Annotated in this window: 14 protein-coding genes and 1 tRNA gene; 11 read left to right on the top strand and 4 right to left on the bottom strand. The window is 73.0% G+C overall.

The genetic code is table 11. The annotated features are described in order from the left end of the window. The first annotated feature begins 306 nt into the window (after window positions 1–306). The 3 genes from ACH4D5_RS18625 (at window position 307) to ACH4D5_RS18615 (ending at window position 4,014) form a co-directional block, all read left to right on the top strand. Complete coding sequence (locus ACH4D5_RS18625) at window positions 307–1,830, top strand: MDR family MFS transporter (protein WP_398303487.1); 1,524 nt, start codon at window positions 307–309, stop codon at window positions 1,828–1,830. Between the two features lie 109 nt (window positions 1,831–1,939). Then, window positions 1,940–2,419, top strand: coding sequence for a DUF485 domain-containing protein (locus ACH4D5_RS18620; protein WP_398303485.1), 480 nt, complete (start codon window positions 1,940–1,942; stop codon window positions 2,417–2,419). Beyond that, entirely contained in the window at window positions 2,416–4,014 is a 1,599-nt protein-coding gene (locus ACH4D5_RS18615; protein ID WP_398303483.1) for a cation acetate symporter, read from the top strand. The genes ACH4D5_RS18620 and ACH4D5_RS18615 overlap by 4 nt, the downstream gene beginning before the upstream one ends. Window positions 4,015–4,026: 12 nt before the next feature. On the opposite strand, the gene ACH4D5_RS18610 is transcribed toward ACH4D5_RS18615, so the two are convergent. The 3 genes from ACH4D5_RS18610 to ACH4D5_RS18600 form a co-directional block, all read right to left on the bottom strand. After that, window positions 4,027–4,929 carry a cellulose-binding protein gene (locus ACH4D5_RS18610; protein ID WP_398303481.1) on the bottom strand — a complete coding sequence of 301 codons (903 nt, stop codon included), beginning with the start codon at window positions 4,927–4,929 and terminating at the stop codon, window positions 4,027–4,029. A gap of 234 nt (window positions 4,930–5,163) precedes the next feature. Further along, on the bottom strand, window positions 5,164–8,322 hold the full coding sequence (locus ACH4D5_RS18605; RefSeq protein ID WP_398303479.1) for an SUKH-4 family immunity protein: 3,159 nt from the start codon (window positions 8,320–8,322) through the stop codon (window positions 5,164–5,166). Between the two features lie 7 nt (window positions 8,323–8,329). Next, window positions 8,330–9,322 carry an SMI1/KNR4 family protein gene (locus tag ACH4D5_RS18600; RefSeq protein ID WP_398303477.1) on the bottom strand — a complete coding sequence of 331 codons (993 nt, stop codon included), beginning with the start codon at window positions 9,320–9,322 and terminating at the stop codon, window positions 8,330–8,332. A 294-nt stretch (window positions 9,323–9,616) separates the two neighbouring features. Here ACH4D5_RS18600 and ACH4D5_RS18595 point away from each other — a divergent pair, with 294 nt between their 5' ends. Then, window positions 9,617–10,261 (top strand): YwqJ-related putative deaminase, encoded by a 645-nt coding sequence (locus tag ACH4D5_RS18595; RefSeq protein ID WP_398303765.1) that lies wholly within the window; start codon window positions 9,617–9,619, stop codon window positions 10,259–10,261. 70 nt (window positions 10,262–10,331) lie between these two features. After that, window positions 10,332–10,862 carry an SUKH-3 domain-containing protein gene (locus tag ACH4D5_RS18590; protein ID WP_398303475.1) on the top strand — a complete coding sequence of 177 codons (531 nt, stop codon included), beginning with the start codon at window positions 10,332–10,334 and terminating at the stop codon, window positions 10,860–10,862. 45 nt (window positions 10,863–10,907) lie between these two features. Here the strand turns inward: ACH4D5_RS18590 and ACH4D5_RS18585 are convergent, their stop codons facing one another. Continuing rightward, a complete protein-coding gene (locus ACH4D5_RS18585) occupies window positions 10,908–12,230 on the bottom strand; it encodes a sensor histidine kinase (protein ID WP_398303473.1) in 1,323 nt (440 codons plus the stop codon). A gap of 167 nt (window positions 12,231–12,397) precedes the next feature. Here ACH4D5_RS18585 and ACH4D5_RS18580 point away from each other — a divergent pair, with 167 nt between their 5' ends. The 6 genes from ACH4D5_RS18580 (at window position 12,398) to pth (ending at window position 17,528) form a co-directional block, all read left to right on the top strand. Beyond that, window positions 12,398–13,282, top strand: a complete 885-nt coding sequence (locus ACH4D5_RS18580; RefSeq protein ID WP_398303471.1) for a hypothetical protein — start codon at window positions 12,398–12,400, stop codon at window positions 13,280–13,282. A 27-nt stretch (window positions 13,283–13,309) separates the two neighbouring features. Continuing rightward, a tRNA-Gln gene (locus tag ACH4D5_RS18575) sits at window positions 13,310–13,382 on the top strand. A gap of 130 nt (window positions 13,383–13,512) precedes the next feature. Then, on the top strand, window positions 13,513–14,961 hold the full coding sequence (gene glmU, locus ACH4D5_RS18570; protein WP_398303469.1) for a bifunctional UDP-N-acetylglucosamine diphosphorylase/glucosamine-1-phosphate N-acetyltransferase GlmU: 1,449 nt from the start codon (window positions 13,513–13,515) through the stop codon (window positions 14,959–14,961). A 113-nt stretch (window positions 14,962–15,074) separates the two neighbouring features. Next, window positions 15,075–16,049 (top strand): ribose-phosphate diphosphokinase, encoded by a 975-nt coding sequence (locus ACH4D5_RS18565; RefSeq protein ID WP_150168841.1) that lies wholly within the window; start codon window positions 15,075–15,077, stop codon window positions 16,047–16,049. Between the two features lie 179 nt (window positions 16,050–16,228). Beyond that, window positions 16,229–16,822: a 50S ribosomal protein L25/general stress protein Ctc gene (locus tag ACH4D5_RS18560; RefSeq protein WP_398303467.1), complete on the top strand. Its 594-nt coding sequence runs from the start codon at window positions 16,229–16,231 to the stop codon at window positions 16,820–16,822. Between the two features lie 103 nt (window positions 16,823–16,925). Further along, window positions 16,926–17,528, top strand: coding sequence for an aminoacyl-tRNA hydrolase (gene pth / locus ACH4D5_RS18555; RefSeq protein ID WP_398303465.1), 603 nt, complete (start codon window positions 16,926–16,928; stop codon window positions 17,526–17,528). Window positions 17,529–17,531 lie beyond the last annotated feature (3 nt).

The raw sequence follows: 17,531 nt of genomic DNA, 5'->3' as shown, positions 1-17,531 counted from the left end.
GGGGTTCGGCGCGCTGGTGCTCAGCGCAGTCTTTTCCGGGGGAAAACCCCACCCCCGCCGGTGCGGTGCGCCGTAAAGCCAATCTAAGGACCGGCCGGGGCCCGCTCATCCTCCAGTGGGACGAACGCTCCCCAGTCCGTTGTACGGAGGTTCCCCTAGGGGATCTCCACCCGTCGGTGGAGATCGACTCAGGGTCGCCGTCCCCCTGCCCCGCGCTCGCCCCGCGCCTGCCCCGCGCCCTCCCCGGGTCCTCCCCCGGGTGAGAAAGTGGCCCGCAGCAACCGCGTGCAGGGGGAAGGAAGTTCCGTGGGCACCCAGGAAGCGATACGGGGCAGGGGCGCGGTCGTCGCCGCGCTCATGCTCGCCATGGCGCTGGTCGCCGTCGACTCCACCATCGTGTCGACCGCCGTCCCGCAGATCGTGGGCACGCTCGGCGGCTTCTCGATCTTCTCCTGGCTCTTCTCCGGCTACCTCCTCGCGGCCACGGTGACCCTGCCCGTCTACGGCAAGCTCTCCGACACGTTCGGCCGCAAGCCCGTGCTCATCACGGGCTGCGTGCTCTTCCTCCTCGGCTCCGCGCTCTGCGCGCTCGCCTGGAACATGGAGTCGCTCATCGCCTTCCGCGTCGTCCAGGGACTCGGCGGCGGCGCCGTCCAGGGCACCGTGCAGACCCTCGCCGCGGACCTCTACCCGCTCAAGGAACGCCCCAAGATCCAGGCCAAGCTGTCCACCGTGTGGGCCACGTCGGCCGTCGCGGGGCCCGCGCTCGGCGGCCTCATCACCTCGTACACCGACTGGCGCTGGATCTTCCTGATCAATCTGCCCATCGGCGCGGTCGCGCTCTGGCTGATCGTGCGCCACCTGCACGAACCCGAGCGGGAGAGCGTGCCGCGCGGCCGCGTCGACTGGCCCGGCGCGCTCGCCGTCTTCGCCTGCGGAGGCACCCTCCTGACCGCGCTCGTGCAGGGCGGGGTCGCCTGGGACTGGCTGTCGGCGCCCTCCCTCGCCCTCTTCGCCGCCGGGCTCGCGCTGATCGCCGTCGTCGTCCTCGTCGAGCGCCGGGCCGCGGAGCCCATCATCCCCGGCTGGGTCTGGCGCAGGCGCACCATCGCCGCCGTCAACCTCGCCCTCGGCGCGCTCGGCCTGCTGATGGTCGCGCCGACCGTCTTCCTCCCCACGTACGCCCAGTCCGTGCTCGGACTCGCCCCCGTCGCCGCCGGCTTCGTCCTCTCCGTGATGACGCTGAGCTGGCCGGTCTCCGCCGCGCTCAGCCAGCACGTGTACCGCAGGATCGGCTTCCGCAACACCGCGATCACCGGCATCTCCGCGGCCGCGCTGATCCTCTTCGCGTTCCCCCTGCTGCCCTACCCCGGCGCCGCCTGGCAGCCCGCCCTGCTCATGCTGCTGCTCGGCGCGGCCCTCGGCATCTTCCAGCTGCCGCTCATCGTCGGCGTCCAGTCCACCGTCGGCTGGGCCGAGCGCGGCACGGCCACCGCGTCCGTCCTGTTCTGCCGCCAGATCGGGCAGACGCTGGGCGCCGCCCTGTTCGGCGCGGTCGCCAACGGAGTGCTCAGCGCGCGCCTCGACGGGGCCGGGTCCCTCGACTCGGTGGCGCGCATCCTGGACGACCCGGGGTCGGTGGCCGACCCCGAGCCGCTGCGGCGGGCCGTCGACTCGGCCGTCGACGCGGTGTACCTCGGGGCGGGCTGTGCCGCCGTACTCGCCCTGCTCGTCCTCCTCTTCCTGGCACCGCGGCGCTTCCCCGTCCTCAAGGACGCGCAACTCGCCCCTCAGCAGGAGCAGTTGTCCCCCACACAACAGACCGACTGACCGGATCCCCGAAAACCCCGCACGCCGCCCCTACTTACAAGTAACGTCTCGCTCCCCTCGCTCCCTGCGGTCCGCACCACGGACCGGAAGCCGCGCAAGGAGAACCGGGATGACCCACCCCCCGTACGACGCCCCCGTCCCGCCCCCACGGCCCGAGCCCCACCTCCCCCACGCCGAGCCCCACCTCACCGCCCCCGAGCCCCACCTCACCTACCCCTGGCAGCCACCGCCCCCGCCACCGCCGCCACCGCCGCCCCCTCTCCCCCGCCACCCCGCGCCCGGCCGCCACAGCGACCTGCGCAAGCTGCGCGGCGCCTACCGACGGCAGCGCAGGATCGCCACCCTCACCGCGCTCGGCTACTTCACGCTCTTCCTCCTCCTGTCCGCCCTCGCCCCTTCCCTGCTCGCCGGCACCGTCTCCGGCGGCCTGAACACCGGGCTGCTGCTCGGCCTCGGCCATCTGCCCGTCACCTGCCTCGCCCTCGTCCTGTACGAGCACACGGCCCGCCGCCGCGTCGACCCGCTGGCCCAACGCCTGCGCAGGCAGAGCGAGTCGGCCGCCGCACGGACGGGCGGTGAACCCGCATGAGCGACCAGGCCCAGACCATGTCCCTCGTCGCCTTCACCGTCGTGGTCACCCTCACGCTGCTGCTCTGCGTCCTGACGGGACCCGACCGGGACGACCTCGACGAGTTCTACACCGGCTTCGGGGCGCTCTCCCCGATGCGCAACGGCCTCGCCATCGCGGGCGACTACATCTCCGCCGCCACCGTCCTCGGCACCACCGGCGTGATCGCCCTCCTCGGCTACGACGGGGTGGTCCTCGCCCTCGGCACGGCGCTCTCCCTCACCCTCCTGATGTTCCTGCTGGCCGAACCCCTGCGCAACGCGGGCCGGTTCACCATGGGCGACGTCGTGGCACGCCGCATGCCGGGCCGCGCCGTCCGCATCGCCGTGTGCGCGGCCACCCTGGCCGCCCTGCTCCCGCTCATGCTCGTCCAGCTCGCGGGCGCGGGCGACCTCCTCGCCTTCCTGCTCGGCTTCTCCGACGACGGCCTCAAGACCGGCTGCATCGTCGCGCTCGGCGCCCTGATGATCAGCTACGCGGCGATCGGCGGCATGAAGGGCACCGCCCTCATCCAGATCCTCAAGATGGTGATGCTGCTCGGCTCCGGCGCGGTGATCGCCGCGCTGATCCTGCGCCGCTTCGACTGGGACGCGGGCGCCCTGCTGACCGCAGCGCAGCGCGGCAGCGGAGCGGGACCGGCCTTCCTCCGCTCCGGCCTCCAATTCGCGGACAGCCCCAACCCCCGCCTGGACATGCTCAGTTCCGAGCTGACGGTGGTCCTCGGCGGCGCGGCGCTCCCCCACGTCACCATGCGCATGTACACGGCGCGCACCGCCCGCGAGATACGCCGCTCCATGTCCTGGGCGGTCTCCTCGGTCTCCCTCTTCGTCCTCGTCATCACCGTCGTGGGATTCGGCGCGACCGCGCTCATCGGCGGCGCCGCCATCGCGCAGGACGACCCGCAGGGCAACACGGCCTTCCTGCTCGGCGCCCGCGCCGCGTTCGGCACCCACACCTCGACCGCCGAGACGCTGGTCTTCACGACGGTCACCACGGCACTGTTCCTGACGCTGCTCGCCTCGGTGGCCGGCATGATCCTCGCCTGCGCCAACTCCCTGGCCCACGACGTCCTCGCCCACGGCCGCGCCTGCTCGCCCCGCCGCGAGATGACCCTGGCCCGCGCCTCCGCACTGACCACCGGCGCCCTCGCGATCGCCCTCGCCGTCCTGGTCAAGGACCACAGCCTCCAGCCCCTGGCCACCCTCTCGTTCTGCCTGGGCGCCTCGGCCCTCGCCCCCGCCCTGGTCTACACCCTCTTCTGGCGCCGCTACACGCGCACGGGCCTGCTCTGGACCCTGCTCGGCGGCACACTCGGCGCGACGGTCCTGATGACCGGCACCAACCTCGTCTCCGGCAGCCCTGGCGCCGCCTTCCCGAACCACGACTTCACCTGGTTCCCCTTCACGACGACCGGCATCGCCTCCATCCCCCTCGGCTTCCTCCTCGGCTGGCTCGGCACCCGCCTCTCGGGCCCCGCCGAAACACAGGACCACCGCAAGCGGTACGAGGCGGTGGAGGGCTGGATCCTGGCGGGGGCGGCCCGCAGGGGAAGGTGACCGAACCAGCGCCTAGGGCGTCTCCTCCGCCGGTGCGCGGCCCGTCAGGGCGGCCAGGCTGCTGCGTACGTGGTCCATGTGGGCCCGCACCTCGTCCCACTGCTCGCCGTGTTCGCGCAGCACCCGCTCCGTGTCGCGGGCCAGCCGCTCCTCGACCAGGACGGCCTCCGCGACCAGCTCCGCGCCGTGCGCCTCCGCGTCCTCCTGCCGGTGCCGCGCGGACTCCTCCGCCTCGGCGAACGCCCGCTTGGCGGCGGAGAGCCGGGCCTCCGCCGCGGCCACCCGCTCCGCGTCCCGCGCGTCCGACGCCGCCTCCCGCTCCGCGATCTCCCGCTCGGCGGCCTCCCACCGCTCGCCCTGCTCCTTCTCCTGCTCGGCGAAGAGCGCCTCGCACCGCTGCCGCATCTCCCGCAGCGCGGCCAGCGCCTCACCGCGCCACGCCTTCACGTCCCGCCGTGCGGAGATCCGCGCCTCGTCGGCCGTCGCCCGGTCCGCGAGGAGCCGCTGCCGCACCCGCTCGTCCGCCTCGGCGCCCACCTTCTCGGCGTGGGCGCGCGCGGCCTCCCGCACCTCACGCGCCGCGGCCTCGGCCGTCTCCGTCAGCCGCCGCGCCTCGGTTTCCGCGGCCTCGCGCAGGGCGGCGGCCTCCGCCTCGGCGAGGGCCAGGATCTGCTGGGCGCGCTCGCCCAGCGTCTCGTACGTCTGGGGGGCGAGCCGCGACACCACGTCCCGCAGGTGCTCGGCCTCCACCTCCATGTCCTTGGCGAGGACGGTCAGCCGGGCGGCCCGCTCCCACGCCTCGTCCCGCGCCCGCGAAAGACCGGCGGCGTACGCCTCCACCTGCTCGGGACGGTAGCCGCGCCCCCGCACCGTGACGAAGCCGTGCGGCGACGACGATGCACCGCTGCTGCTCATCCTTGGACCACCTCTCCGGCGTACCACGCGCGTACAGCGCGATTGGCGCACATCTTGATGGATCAAGCGGAAGCGCTCATAACCCGACACTCCGCCCACTCCGCCCGGTCAAGGATGCGTCAATTGGGGCCGGAAGTCGGAATCGGGGCGTCATTCCCGCCGCCCACGCCCCGAATGGCCGAGGCGCCCGCCCGTGCTCCGGGTCGGGCGCCTCGCTCATTCACAGGGCAGTGGCTACAGCAGGCCGTCCCACATCTGCTCGAGCAGCACCGACCACCAGCTCTCCGGCGACGCGAGCGCCGCCCCGTCGAGAGCCGCCAGCTGGTTCTGGAAGTCGACGGTCCAACGGCCCGCCTGCTCCTGGTTCAGCCCGAAGCGCAGCCGCCACATCCGGCCGAGCAACGCCATGCAGCGCGCGAACTCGGGCAGCCCCGTGTTCACGAACTGCGGCGGCACGGGCGCACCGCCGGGACCGGCCTCCACCGGCACCGCCACGATGTTCGCCGTGCCGTACTGGACGCACAGCGCGCGCCCGAAGTCACTGCCCATCACCAGGTACGAACCCGCGTCGGACGCCGGCTGCACACCCCGCTCCTGCGCCAGCTCCGCCAGCGTCGGCACCGGCCGCCCCTGCTGGGCCTGCGCCCAGAAGAACGGCCCGAAGTCGACGGGCAGCCCCGCCACCACGAGGGTGTGCGCCACGATGTCCGGCACGCCCTGCCGGGACACCGCCCGCTGGTCGAACCGGAAGATGCCGGGACCGAAGGCCGCGGCCAGCTCCTGCGCGACGCCCTCCGGCGGGATCGGCGGGGCGGGCGGCACCTGCTGCAGCGGTGCGCGCACCGGCGCGGGCCTGGCGGGCCCGTCCGCGACCTGGTGCAACTCGCCCTGGTGCGCGAGCAGCTGCTGCATGCCCTGGCGGCGGGACGCGTGGTCCCTGCCGTACGGGGCGATCGACGTGATCCGCGCCTGCGGCCAGGTCTCGCGGATCATGCGGGCGCAGTACGCGCCCGGCAGCTCGCAGGACTCCAGCTCGGTGTGGAGTTCCAGCACCTGCTGCGGCGGCACGTTCAGGCCGCGCAGCTCGTGCAGGATCTGCCACTCCGGGTGCGGCGTGCCGGGCGCCGAACGCCGGATGAGCTGCTGCTCGGAGCCGTCGGCCGCGCGATACCGCAGCACTGCCTGGTAGCCCGGGCCGACGGTCGGCTGACCGGTGGGCTGCTGCGGGTAGCCGTACGGCTGGCCACCCGGTACGCCGGGGCCGCCCGGCATGCCGGGAGCGCCGTGCATGCCCGGGGCGCCGGGGCCGGGGTGGCCCGGCGCGGGCGGCGGCGGCATGCCGGGCGCACCCGGGCCGCCGACCGGGGGGCCGGCCAGCATCGTCGCGGCGTGGTGGACGCCGCCGCCGGGGGGCGGCGGGGTGCCGGGGCCGGCGGGCGCGCCCGGAGCGCCGGGGCGCGCGCCGGGCTGACCGGGGGGACCCGGAGGCCGCGGCGCACCGGGGGTGCCGGGGGCACCGGGGGGAGCGGGCGGCTTGAGCCCACCGCCCGGAGCACCGGGACCGCCCATGCTCGGGTCGGCCAGCATCGTCGCCGCGTGGTGCACCCCGCCCGGGGGCGTACCGGGAGCGCCGGGGGGACCGGGGGGACCGGGAGGCTGGGGGGCGCCAGGGGCACCCGGAGCGCCGGGGGGAGCCGGCGGCTTGACCCCGCCGGGGCCGCCCATGCTCGGGTCCGCAAGCATCGTCGCCGCGTGGTGCACCCCACCGGGGGGCGTACCAGGAGGCGTGCCGGGAGCGGCGGGAGCGGCCGGTGGCTGAGGGCCGTCCGGGCCGAGCGAGGACACGAGCTGCGTCGGAACGTAACCACCGGCGGGCGTGCCGGGGGCGCCGGGCCCCGAGGGCGGCGGCGTACTTCCGGCGGGGGCGCCGGGCGCGCCCGGCGGGGCGGGAGGCGGCGGTGTGCTCGCCCCGCCCCCGCGGGAGCCGTGCGGCGGCCCCTCGGCCTTGCTGGTGGCGGCGTCCGCGATGTTCCCGGCGCCCGGGGCGCCGGGCGCCTGCGGGTACCCGTACGCGGAGGCGCCGGGGGCCTCGGGGGCGCTCGGCGGCGGAGGCGTCGGCGAACCGACGGGCGGCTGCGGCGGGGTGGGCGGCGGACCGGCAGGAGCGGCGGGGGCGGCCGGCGCCGGCGCGGCGGGAGTACCGGGCGCCGGGGCACTCGGAGCGCCGGGAGCCGCAGGACCGCCCGGAGCCGGAGCGGCCGGGGCGCCAGGAGCCGAGGACCCGGGCCCACCCGGAGCCGAAGCCGCGTCAGCACCAACGCCGGGAGCAGCCGGAGCAGCGAAGCCACCCGGCGCCGAAGCACCAGGAGCACCAGGAGCCGGGGCTCCCGGACCCGCCGGACCGCCCGGAGCCGGGGCTCCCGGACCCGCCGGACCGCCCGGCGCCGGAGCGCCCGGACCCGCCGGACCACCCGGCGCCGGAGTGTCCAGTGCCGGAGCGATCGCCGTCGCCGGGAGCTGACTGCCCCCGTGCATCAGGGCCGTCTTGGCCTCCGGTGCGACACCCGGCGGCGGGGTGTCGTCCTCGTCCAGGCCGGCCAGCGGCGGCGCGAACACCGTCGCGGGCAGCGGCACCGAATGGTCCTCGCCCGCATCGGAGTTGGTGTCCGTACCGGCCCACGGAGTCGCCCCCGCGGGCACACCCGGCGACGTGGCGGGCAGGCTGTCGTCGCGTCCCGGCACGTCGTCCTCGTCGGAGGCGGCGGCCGCGGGCCACGGCGTACCGCCCCCCGGAGCGGCGGGAGTCGCGGAAGTCGCGGGCGCACCCGGCGCCTCCGGGAACCCGGAAACCGGAAGCTCCTCGGCCGCCGCGGGCTCCCCGGATTCACCGGAGCCGGATGCGCCGGAACCGGATGTGCCGGGACCGGGTACGTCGGAGCCAGATGTGCCGGGACCGGATGCGTCGGAACCCGACCCCCCGGAACCCGAACTCCCCGCCGCCGAGCGCCGGTCCGGAATGCCCATCTTGTCCGCCGCCTCCTGGAGCCACTCCGGAGGCGTCAGCAGGAACGACGTCTGGTTCAGGTCGACCCGCTCCGGGGGCGCAGGCACCGCGTCCTGCGGCGCCGCGTCCGGCAGGCCGTACTCCTCCTCGTACCGGCGGATCACCTCGCCCACCGGCAGCGCGGGCCAGAGCGTCGCGTCGCCGCTGTCCCGCGCGATGACGAGCCGCTGCCCGCCGCCGTCCGACACCGGACCGTGCTCGCGGTCCTCGGCCCACACGACGAACCCCAGGTCGAACTCCCGGACCCGCACCTCACGGTGCTGATAGCCCGGCACGTCGCCGTTGATCCACTCCTCGGCGCGCTCCTGCGCCTGCGCGAAGGTCACCACTGTTGCGTCACTCCCCACCCGGCACGGGGACGGCTTGCGCGAAGCCGCCGTCCACCATCAGGTTCGCCACGGTCTCCAGCTCGGGCGGATTGCCCGCGAGCCGGGACAGGAACACGTCGAAGTCGTCGCCGCACGGCAGCAGCAGCCGCCGCACCCGCTCGGCCGGCGGCCACCCCGCCGCCTCCGAGACGTCGCGCGCGTCGTCGTACGCGCAGAACCACACCGAACCGATCCGGTCGCCCTTGACCTTCACGGCGAGCAGGCCGCCCTGCACGAACCCGACACCCAGGTAGTCCTTGGTCAGGTGGTCGCGCAGGCACTTGTTCACGTACACCAGGTCGTTGACCGCGGCCTCGTCCCGCACCGTGAAGAACGGCTGGTCCACGAGCAGGCCCAGCTCTGCGTCGAGCGCCGCGCCGACCGGCGCGCAGCCGCCCGCCGCCTTCAGGAAGGAGCGGTAGGCGCCCGGCAGCCGGTACCCGAGGTCCTCCTCCACGCCCTGCACCTGCTGCTCGGTCACCGCGACCGAGGCCTTCGGCAGACCGAAGTGCGCGGGACGCGTCTCCTGCAGCGGGCGCGTGCCCCTCTTCTCCTGGTCCACGGCCGTCGTCGCGATCCCGCCGTGATGCCGCAGCAGCGCCTTCACCTCGACGGGGACCAGCTCCAGCCGGCGGCTGTGCGCCGCGTGGTGCCAGGTCCAGCCGTGCGGGGTCGCCACCGCGGGAATCGTGTCCCACAGTTCGTGGCCCGCCGCGGCCATCGCCGCGTTCGCCGACACGTAGTCCGTCAGGCGGAGTTCGTCGACACCGAACCCCTCGGGCGGCTCGGCGATCTCCGCGGCGGCACGCGCGTACGACGAGAAGTCCGGGAAACCGTGCTCGTCCACCCGCACCCCCCTGGGATGGCGCGCGGCACGGACCGGGTCAGGGAAGTGCACCACCTGCCCGGCGTAGGCCGCGTTCGGCGGCGCGGACTGCTGCCCCAGCCGACCTGTCGTCATGGCGGTTGCCCCCTGCGGCACTGTGGAAGGTTCTGGTTCTGGTCCTGCGATGTCGACACAGCCTATGCGCAAGAACGGCACCGGTCACCGGGCCTCCGGTTCCATGACCACGAGCCACCGGACGGTCACCGTGCGACGAATCCCGACGGAAAGCCAGGCGTGTCGCAGTGCCCCAGCTTCCGCACCACCCGCCCCATTTGGCAGGCTGTCCCCCGCAACGCGGGGGCGTGGCACACGCGGTGACCGCCGCGAGCAGGGGGAGGGAAGAGCACGATGCAGACGGCACAGAGCGGCATGTCCGGCCACACGCTGTCCACGACGGCGGCCACCACGACGAACGACACCACCGCACGGGGGCACGCTCCGGCGGCCATCCCTGGCACCGGAGACCCACGCGCAGGTGCCGCGAGGGCAGGCGACGCACGCACAGGCGATCCCCGCGCGGCAGGCGACCCGCGCGCGGGAGACCCCCGCGTCGGCTGGAGCGCCACCGCCGCCCACGCGCCCATCCTGCGCCAGCGCCGCGACGGCATCCTGCCCACCGTCGCCGCCGCCCTCTCCGTACGCGGGCAGACCACGCTCACCTGCACCGCACGCCGCGGCGACGAACCGCCCGCGCTCCACCCGCTCGTCCAGGACTTCCTCGACGCCCTCACCAGCGGCCAGCGCGAACGCTTCACCGGCCGCTGCGCCGAGGCCATCCTGATCTCCCGCCACCTCACGGCGGCCGACGCGAGCCGCTCCAAACGCGCCTCGCGCAAACCCATGACCAACGGCGAGGCCCGCAAGGCCCTCAAGCACGCCAAACTCACCACCCGCCGCATCCGCGAGGACGGCGACCCGCTGCACGGCGCCTTCGCCCAGCCCTGCCGCTCCTGCGCCGCCCTCACCGCGCACTTCGGCGTCCGGGTCGTCGACCCCACGACGAGCGACGCCTGACCGCCGACCGGCCGACCACCCCCCACGACCGCCCGCACGACCGCCCCCACGACCGAACGAGGGCCACCCGATGCACCCCGAACACCCCGCCACGGCCACCTCGCCCGCCGCCGGCGGCAGCACGCGATTCCCCGTCCCCGTCGACGCCGCCCTCCGCGCGGCCGGCTGGCGCCCCGGCCACTGGGACATAAAGCAGGCCGAGATCTGGGCCGACGCCCTGCGCCGCCACACCTCACCCGCCGGCCACCGGCACACCGTCTTCCCCGCCGCCGTCGAGGCCTGGGCCGAATTCGGCGGCCTGCACATCACGCCGCAGGGACCCGGCCGCCAGATAGCCCCCGCCACGGTGCACCTCGACCCCATGTACGGCCTGCACCTCGCCCGCACCCTCGGCGACCTCGGCCGCGCCCTCGGCACCGAGGTGTGCCCCATCGGCGAAGAGCCCGACAACCAGGCGCTCCTGGCGATCGATGTCGAAGGCCGCGTCTACAGCCTCGACCACAGCGGCGACTGGTTCCTCGGCGCCCACATCGACCAGGCCCTCGCCACCCTCATCACCGGCGCCCAGCCCACCCGCCTCTCGGCCAACGCGAGCTTCTAGGGCCTGCCCGGGACCCACCCCGTACTACGCCCGCCGGCGGCGCCGCTACCCCGCGAACGCGGGCGCCGCCGGAAGCACCGCGGAGACCCGGAAGCCGCCGCCGTCCGTCGGGCCCGACACGAAGACCCCGCCCAGGCCCGTGACCCGCTCCTTCATCCCCACGAGACCGTTGCCACCGCTCGGCAGGCGGGCGTCCGCCGACCCGTCCGGCTCCGGCGGCGGCTCGTTCTCCACCTGCATCGCGATCTCCGCACCCCGGTACGCAAGCCGCACATACGTCTTCGCGCCCGCCGCGTGCTTGTGGACGTTCGTCAACGCCTCCTGCACCACCCGGTAAGCGGTCTGCTCCACCTCCGCCGAACAGTCACGCGGCTCGCCCTGCACCGACAGGTCCACCGCCATGCCCGCCGCCCGCGACTGGCCCACCAGCTCCTCCAGCTCCGCCAGACACGGGCCGTCCTCGTCGACCGCGCGCGACGCCGCGGCGGCCGCCGCGAACCCCACGGCGGCCAGCGGCAGCGGATCGACGGGCTTCGCGCTCTCCGTGCCGTCCCCGGTCCGCAGCACCCCGAGCATCTGCCGCAGCTCCGTCAGCGCCTGCCGGCCCATGTCACCCACGAGCGCCGCGTTCCGCACGGCCTTCTCCGGGTCCTTGCGGGCCACCGCCTGCAGCGCCGCAGCATGCACCACCATCAGGCTCACCCGGTGCGCGACCACGTCGTGCATCTCACGGGCGATCCGGGTCCGCTCCTCGTTCCGCGCCCACTCGGCCCGCTCCTCGGCCCGCTCGGCGAGCAGCTGAAGCTCCCGCTCCAGGCTGTCCGCCCGCTCCCGCATGCCCTCCACGAGACGGCGCCGCGCGCCGACGTACAGGCCGAGCAGCACCGGCGGCGCGGTCACCCCTATCGCGGCGGTCACCGCGAAGAACGGAATGAACTCGCTGCCGATCGACGGGCTGCCCTCCGCCATGTCCTGGTTGGCCCGCACCAGCGCGACGATCAGCGTCCCCGCCATCGACATGCCGGCGAGGGCGCCCGTGATGCGGCGCGGCAGCTCGGAGGCGGCCAGGGTGTAGAGGCCGACGACGGTGAGGAGCACGCCCATCTGCGCGGGCGTGATCGCGATCGATATCAGCACGACGGCGACGGGCCAGCGCCGCCGGATCAGCAGCGCGGCACCCGCGAGCACACCGAAGGCGATGCCCACCGGCACGGGCAGTCCCGCGTCCCGCGCGAAGGCGACTCCCTCCGCTCCGCACTCCGCCGCGGACAGCACCGCGAGCCCGGCGTCCAGCGCGGCACCGCGCCACCGCTCCCACCACCACGGCCCGGTCATGGCCGTGGTGCGGTCGTCCCCCGTCGTGGTCATGCCTTCCAGCGTACGGGCGTTCCGCCCCGGTTTTCCGGTGAGTTTCCCGCTCGGTGATCCAGCACACGCCCCGTTCGACCGAAAGCGAAACGCACCGTTATCCCTCGAACTGTTGAACCCTTCACGGTTCCACCCCGGAACACCCCATTCCGCCCGACGGTCGTCCCATGACAGAGATCACTCCCGCCGAGGGCGGCACGGGCGAGTCGGGCAAGTACGGGGACTTCGAGGGACTGCGGGAGAGGGCGGTCGCGCTGCGGCGGGCGGGGCTGAGCCTGCGGCAGATCTCCGCCGAGCTCGACGTGCGCAGCAAGGAGACCCTGAGTCGACTGGTCCAGGGGGAGCCGCCCGCGGAGTGGACCAAACGCCCGAGGGCGAAGGACAGCCATCGGCGACGAGCGCGCGAGCTGCGGCGCCAAGGGTGGACGTACAACGAGATCCAGACAGAGCTGGGTTGCTCCAAGAGTTCCGTCTCGCTGTGGGTACGGGACCTGCCTTCGCCAGAGCCCCGCTGCACACCCGAGGAGCAGAGAACGCGCATGAACGCGGGTCTCGCCGAACTGCGCGCCGCGCAGGAGCGGGAACGCCGAGCGCAGAAGGACGCCGCGATGCGGACAGTGGGGCACCTGTCGGAGCGTGAGCTTTTCCTCGCGGGGGTGGCCCTCTACTGGGCCGAGGGCACCAAGAGCAAGACCTACCGCCGCAGCGAGGTCCTGCAGTTCATCAACAGCGACCCGGACGTGATCCGCTTCCACCTGCGCTGGCTCGCCTCGCTAGGCGTCACGAAGGATCGGCTGACCCTGCGCGTGAGCATCCACGAGAGCGCCGACGTGCCCGCCGCCGAGGCCTTCTGGGCGGGCGTCGTCGGAGTCGAAGCCACCGCGTTCAACAGGGCGACGCTGAAGAGGCACAACCCTCGCACGGTCCGGAGGAACACCGGGGAGGCCTATCACGGCTGTCTCATCGTCTACGTTCGCCAAAGCGCCGATCTCTACCGTCGCATGGAAGGGGCTTGGTACGGCATAGTGTTGGGTGCCGACTCGGCGACTTGACCCAGTGTCCGGTTTAGTCGAGTTTCATCCCCCATGGTGTAATCAGGCAGCACTGCGGTTTTTGGTACCGTCTGTTCAGGTTCGAATCCTGATGGGGGAGCACTTTTTGCCGGGTCCTGACCGCCAAGGTCGGGACCCGCCCTCATTTCCGCCCCACAACGCCCCGGTATCCTGCGGATGTCCTCCCCCCAGAGGAACCCCAACCCATCCGAAGCCGAAGGGCATCCCCCGTGAGCGCAACCTGCCCGGCAGCCGTCGTCGTCCTCGCAGCGGGTGAGGGCACCCGTATGAAGTCGGACCTGCCCAAGGTCCTGCACGAGATCTGTGGCCGTTCCCTCATCGGACACGTGCTCCACGCCGCCTCCGCGCTCTCGCCCGAGCAGCTCGTCACCGTCGTCGGTTTCCAGAGCGAGCAGGTCAGGGAGCACCTCGGCGCCGTCGCGCCGCAGGTCCGCACCGCCTACCAGGCCGAGCAGAACGGCACGGGGCACGCCGTCCGCATCGCCCTTGAGGAGCTCGGCGGCCCGGTCGACGGCACCGTCGTCGTGGTCTGCGGCGACACCCCGCTCCTGACGGGCGCGACGCTGCAAAAGCTCGCCGCCGTCCACAGCGACGACGGCAACGCCGTGACCGTGCTGACCGCCGAGGTGCCGGACGCGACCGGCTACGGCCGCATCGTCCGCGACGCCGCGAACGGCGCCGTCACCGCGATCGTGGAGCACAAGGACGCCACCGAGTCCCAGCACGCGATCCGCGAGATCAACTCGGGCGTCTTCGCCTTCGACGGCCGGCTCCTCGCGGAGGCGCTCGGCAAGGTCCGCACGGACAACAGCCAGGGCGAGGAGTACCTCACGGACGTCCTCGGGATCCTGCGCGAGGCCGGGCACCGGGTGGGCGCGGCCGTGGCCGACGACCACGAGGAGATCGCGGGCATCAACAACCGCGTGCAACTGGCCCAGGCGCGGCGGACGTTCAACGACCGGCTGCTGACCGAGGCGATGCTGGCGGGCGTCACCGTCATCGACCCCGCGTCGACGTGGGTGGACGCCACGGTCACCTTCGAGCGGGACGCGGTCGTGCACCCGGGGACGCAGTTGCAGGGCGCCACGCACGTGGGCAAGGGCGCCGAGGTCGGGCCCAACACGCGGCTGAGGGACACCACGGTGGGCGCGGGCGCCCGGGTCGACAACAGCGTGGCGGACCACGCCGAGATCGGCGAGCGGGCGAGCGTCGGCCCGTACGCGTATCTGCGGCCCGGCACCCGGCTTGGAACCAAGTCCAAGGCGGGTACGTATGTGGAGATGAAGAACGCGACGATCGGTGAGGGCGCGAAGGTGCCCCACCTGTCGTACGTGGGCGACGCGACCATCGGCGAGTACTCCAACATCGGTGCCGCGAGCGTCTTCGTGAACTACGACGGCGAGGCGAAGCACCACACGACGGTGGGGTCCCACTGTCGTACGGGTTCGGACAACATGTTTGTGGCTCCTGTCACGGTCGGGGACGGCGCGTACACCGCCGCCGGCTCCGTGATCACGAAGGACGTGCCGGCCGGTTCGCTGGCCGTCGCCCGGGGCCAGCAGCGGAATATCGAGGGCTGGGTGGCCCGTAAGCGTCCGGGGAGCGCGGCCGCGAAGGCGGCGGAGGCGGCGTCCCGGGAGCCGGCCGGCGAAAGCTGACCGGAAACAGGTGCGTCTGACACGGCGTACCGTGATAGTGCACATTCGGCCGACTCGACGCACCGGGACGCGTGAGTACGGCAGCGGGAAGAACTCTCTGAGGAGACAGTGCTGTGACCGGGATCAAGACGACCGGCGAGAAGAAGTTGATGCTCTTCTCCGGCCGCGCCCACCCCGAGTTGGCCGAGGAGGTCGCACACAAGCTGGGTGTCGGCATCGTGCCGACGAAGGCCTTCGATTTCGCCAACGGCGAGATCTACGTCCGCTATCAGGAGTCGGCGCGCGGCGCCGACTGCTTCCTGATCCAGAGCCACACCGCTCCGATCAACAAGTGGATCATGGAGCAGCTGATCATGATCGACGCGCTGAAGCGCGCGTCGGCCCGCTCCATCACGGTCATCGTGCCGTTCTACGGTTACGCGCGGCAGGACAAGAAGCACCGCGGGCGTGAACCGATCTCGGCGCGTCTGATCGCGGACCTCATGAAGACCGCGGGTGCCGACCGCATCCTCACGGTCGACCTGCACACGGACCAGATCCAGGGCTTCTTCGACGGTCCGGTCGACCACCTCTTCGCGCTGCCGATCCTCGCGGACTACGTGGGCGCGAAGGTCGACCGTTCGAAGCTGACGGTCGTCTCGCCGGACGCCGGCCGCGTGCGGGTCGCCGACCGCTGGTGCGACCGTCTCGGCGCGCCGCTGGCGATCGTGCACAAGCGCCGCGACAAGGACGTGGCGAACCAGGTCACCGTGCACGAGGTCGTCGGTGAGGTGAAGGGCCGCGTCTGCGTCCTGGTCGACGACATGATCGACACGGGTGGCACGATCTGCGCCGCCGCGGACGCGCTGTTCGCGCACGGCGCCGAGGACGTCATCGTCACGGCTACGCACGGCGTGCTCTCGGGTCCCGCAGCGGACCGCCTGAAGAACTCGAAGGTGAGTGAGTTCGTCTTCACGGACACGCTGCCCACGCCGAGCGAGCTCGAGCTCGACAAGATCACGGTGCTCTCCATCGCGCCGACGATCGCGAACGCGGTGCGTGAGGTCTTCGAGGACGGTTCGGTGACGAGCCTCTTCGACGAGCAGTAGGACCCGCTCGGAAGATCCTTTTGGTGCGGCCTCCGTCGCCGAGTAGACTGCTGAAGTTGCTCGGCGAGGGAGGCCGCACTTTTCTGTGTGGCTGTCCGTTATCGACGCGCTCTTCGTAGCAGGCCGTTCGTGGCCGGGTGACCGATTCTTTTCCGTCACTGCATATACGAGGAGTGCACATGTCCGAGGTGAAGATCACCGCCGAGACCCGTACCGAGTTCGGCAAGGGTGCGGCCCGTCGTCTGCGTCGCGCCGACAAGCTGCCCGCCGTCGTCTACGGCCACGGCACGGACCCGGTCCACATCGCCCTTCCGCACCACGACACGCTGATGGCGCTGAAGACCTCGAACGTCCTGATCAACCTGGACATCGACGGTCGCAGCGAGCTCGTCATCCCGAAGGCCGTCCAGCGTGACGCCCTGCGCATCGGCATCCTCGAGCACGTCGACCTGCTCATCGTGAAGCGCGGCGAGAAGGTCACCGTCGAGATCCCCGTCCACACCGAGGGCGACCTGGCGCCGGGCAACAACCTGCTCGAGCACGTCCTGAACACCCTGCCGGTCGAGGCCGAGGCCACCCACATCCCGGAGTCGGTCACCGTCTCCATCGCGGGTCTGGACGCCGGCGACGCGGTTCTCGCCAAGGACATCCCGCTGCCGGCCGGCTCCACGCTGGCCGTCGAGGAGGACACCGTCGTCCTGCAGATCCTCTCCGCGCAGGCCGAGGAGGCCCCGGCCGAGGGTGCCGAGGGCGACGCGGCCGCCGAGGCCTGAGCCTCGCGACGCACGTTCGGCACGGCAGCCGCCGCTCCCTCGGGGGGCGGCGGCTGCCGCGTATGAGGTCAGAGACGCGCGCAGGACCGCGTATGAAGGAGACATGCACGTGACGACCGACGCCAGCGCCCCCTGGCTGATCGCGGGCCTCGGCAATCCGGGCCCCGAGTACGCCATGAACCGGCACAACGTGGGCTTCATGGTGGCCGACCTGCTCGCGCACCGCATGGGCGGCAAGTTCAAGCGGGCCGGGAAGGCCCAGGCGCAGGTGGTCGAGGGCCGCATCGGTCCGCCCGGCCCCGCGAACCGCCGGGTGATCCTGGTGAAGCCGATGTCGTACATGAACGTCTCCGGCGGCCCGGTGACGGCGCTCCGCGACTTCTACAAGGTCCCGACGGAGCACATCGTCGCGGTCCACGACGAGCTGGACATCGACTACGGCACGCTGCGGCTGAAGCTGGGCGGCGGCGACAACGGCCACAACGGTCTGAAGTCGATGACGAAGGCGATGGGCTCCGACTACCACCGGGTGCGGTTCGGCATCGGCCGCCCGCCGGGCCGGATGCAGGTCGCGGACTTCGTCCTGAAGGACTTCTCCTCGACGGAGCGCAAGGAGCTGGACTACTTCGTGGACCGGGCGGCGGACGCGGTGGAGGCCCTGATCATCGAGGGCTTGGAACGCGCCCAGAGCACATACAACTCCTGAGGA

The organism is Streptomyces sp. NPDC018029 (assembly GCF_044327655.1).
Taxonomy (GTDB): domain Bacteria; phylum Actinomycetota; class Actinomycetes; order Streptomycetales; family Streptomycetaceae; genus Streptomyces.
This window is presented reverse-complemented; position numbering and strand designations above follow the sequence as displayed.

Excerpts from the sequence above, each read along its gene's own strand:
- ACH4D5_RS18620 (WP_398303485.1), top strand. The coding sequence starts at position 1,940 with ATGACCCACCCCCCGTACGACGCCCCCGTCCCGCCCCCACGGCCCGAG.
- ACH4D5_RS18615 (WP_398303483.1), top strand. The coding sequence starts at position 2,416 with ATGAGCGACCAGGCCCAGACCATGTCCCTCGTCGCCTTCACCGTCGTG.
- ACH4D5_RS18610 (WP_398303481.1), bottom strand. The coding sequence starts at position 4,929 with ATGAGCAGCAGCGGTGCATCGTCGTCGCCGCACGGCTTCGTCACGGTG.
- ACH4D5_RS18595 (WP_398303765.1), top strand. The coding sequence starts at position 9,617 with ATGTCCGGCCACACGCTGTCCACGACGGCGGCCACCACGACGAACGAC.
- ACH4D5_RS18580 (WP_398303471.1), top strand. The coding sequence starts at position 12,398 with ATGACAGAGATCACTCCCGCCGAGGGCGGCACGGGCGAGTCGGGCAAG.
- ACH4D5_RS18600 (WP_398303477.1), bottom strand. The coding sequence starts at position 9,322 with ATGACGACAGGTCGGCTGGGGCAGCAGTCCGCGCCGCCGAACGCGGCC.
- ACH4D5_RS18590 (WP_398303475.1), top strand. The coding sequence starts at position 10,332 with ATGCACCCCGAACACCCCGCCACGGCCACCTCGCCCGCCGCCGGCGGC.
- pth (WP_398303465.1), top strand. The coding sequence starts at position 16,926 with ATGCACGTGACGACCGACGCCAGCGCCCCCTGGCTGATCGCGGGCCTC.
- ACH4D5_RS18585 (WP_398303473.1), bottom strand. The coding sequence starts at position 12,230 with ATGACCACGACGGGGGACGACCGCACCACGGCCATGACCGGGCCGTGG.
- ACH4D5_RS18560 (WP_398303467.1), top strand. The coding sequence starts at position 16,229 with ATGTCCGAGGTGAAGATCACCGCCGAGACCCGTACCGAGTTCGGCAAG.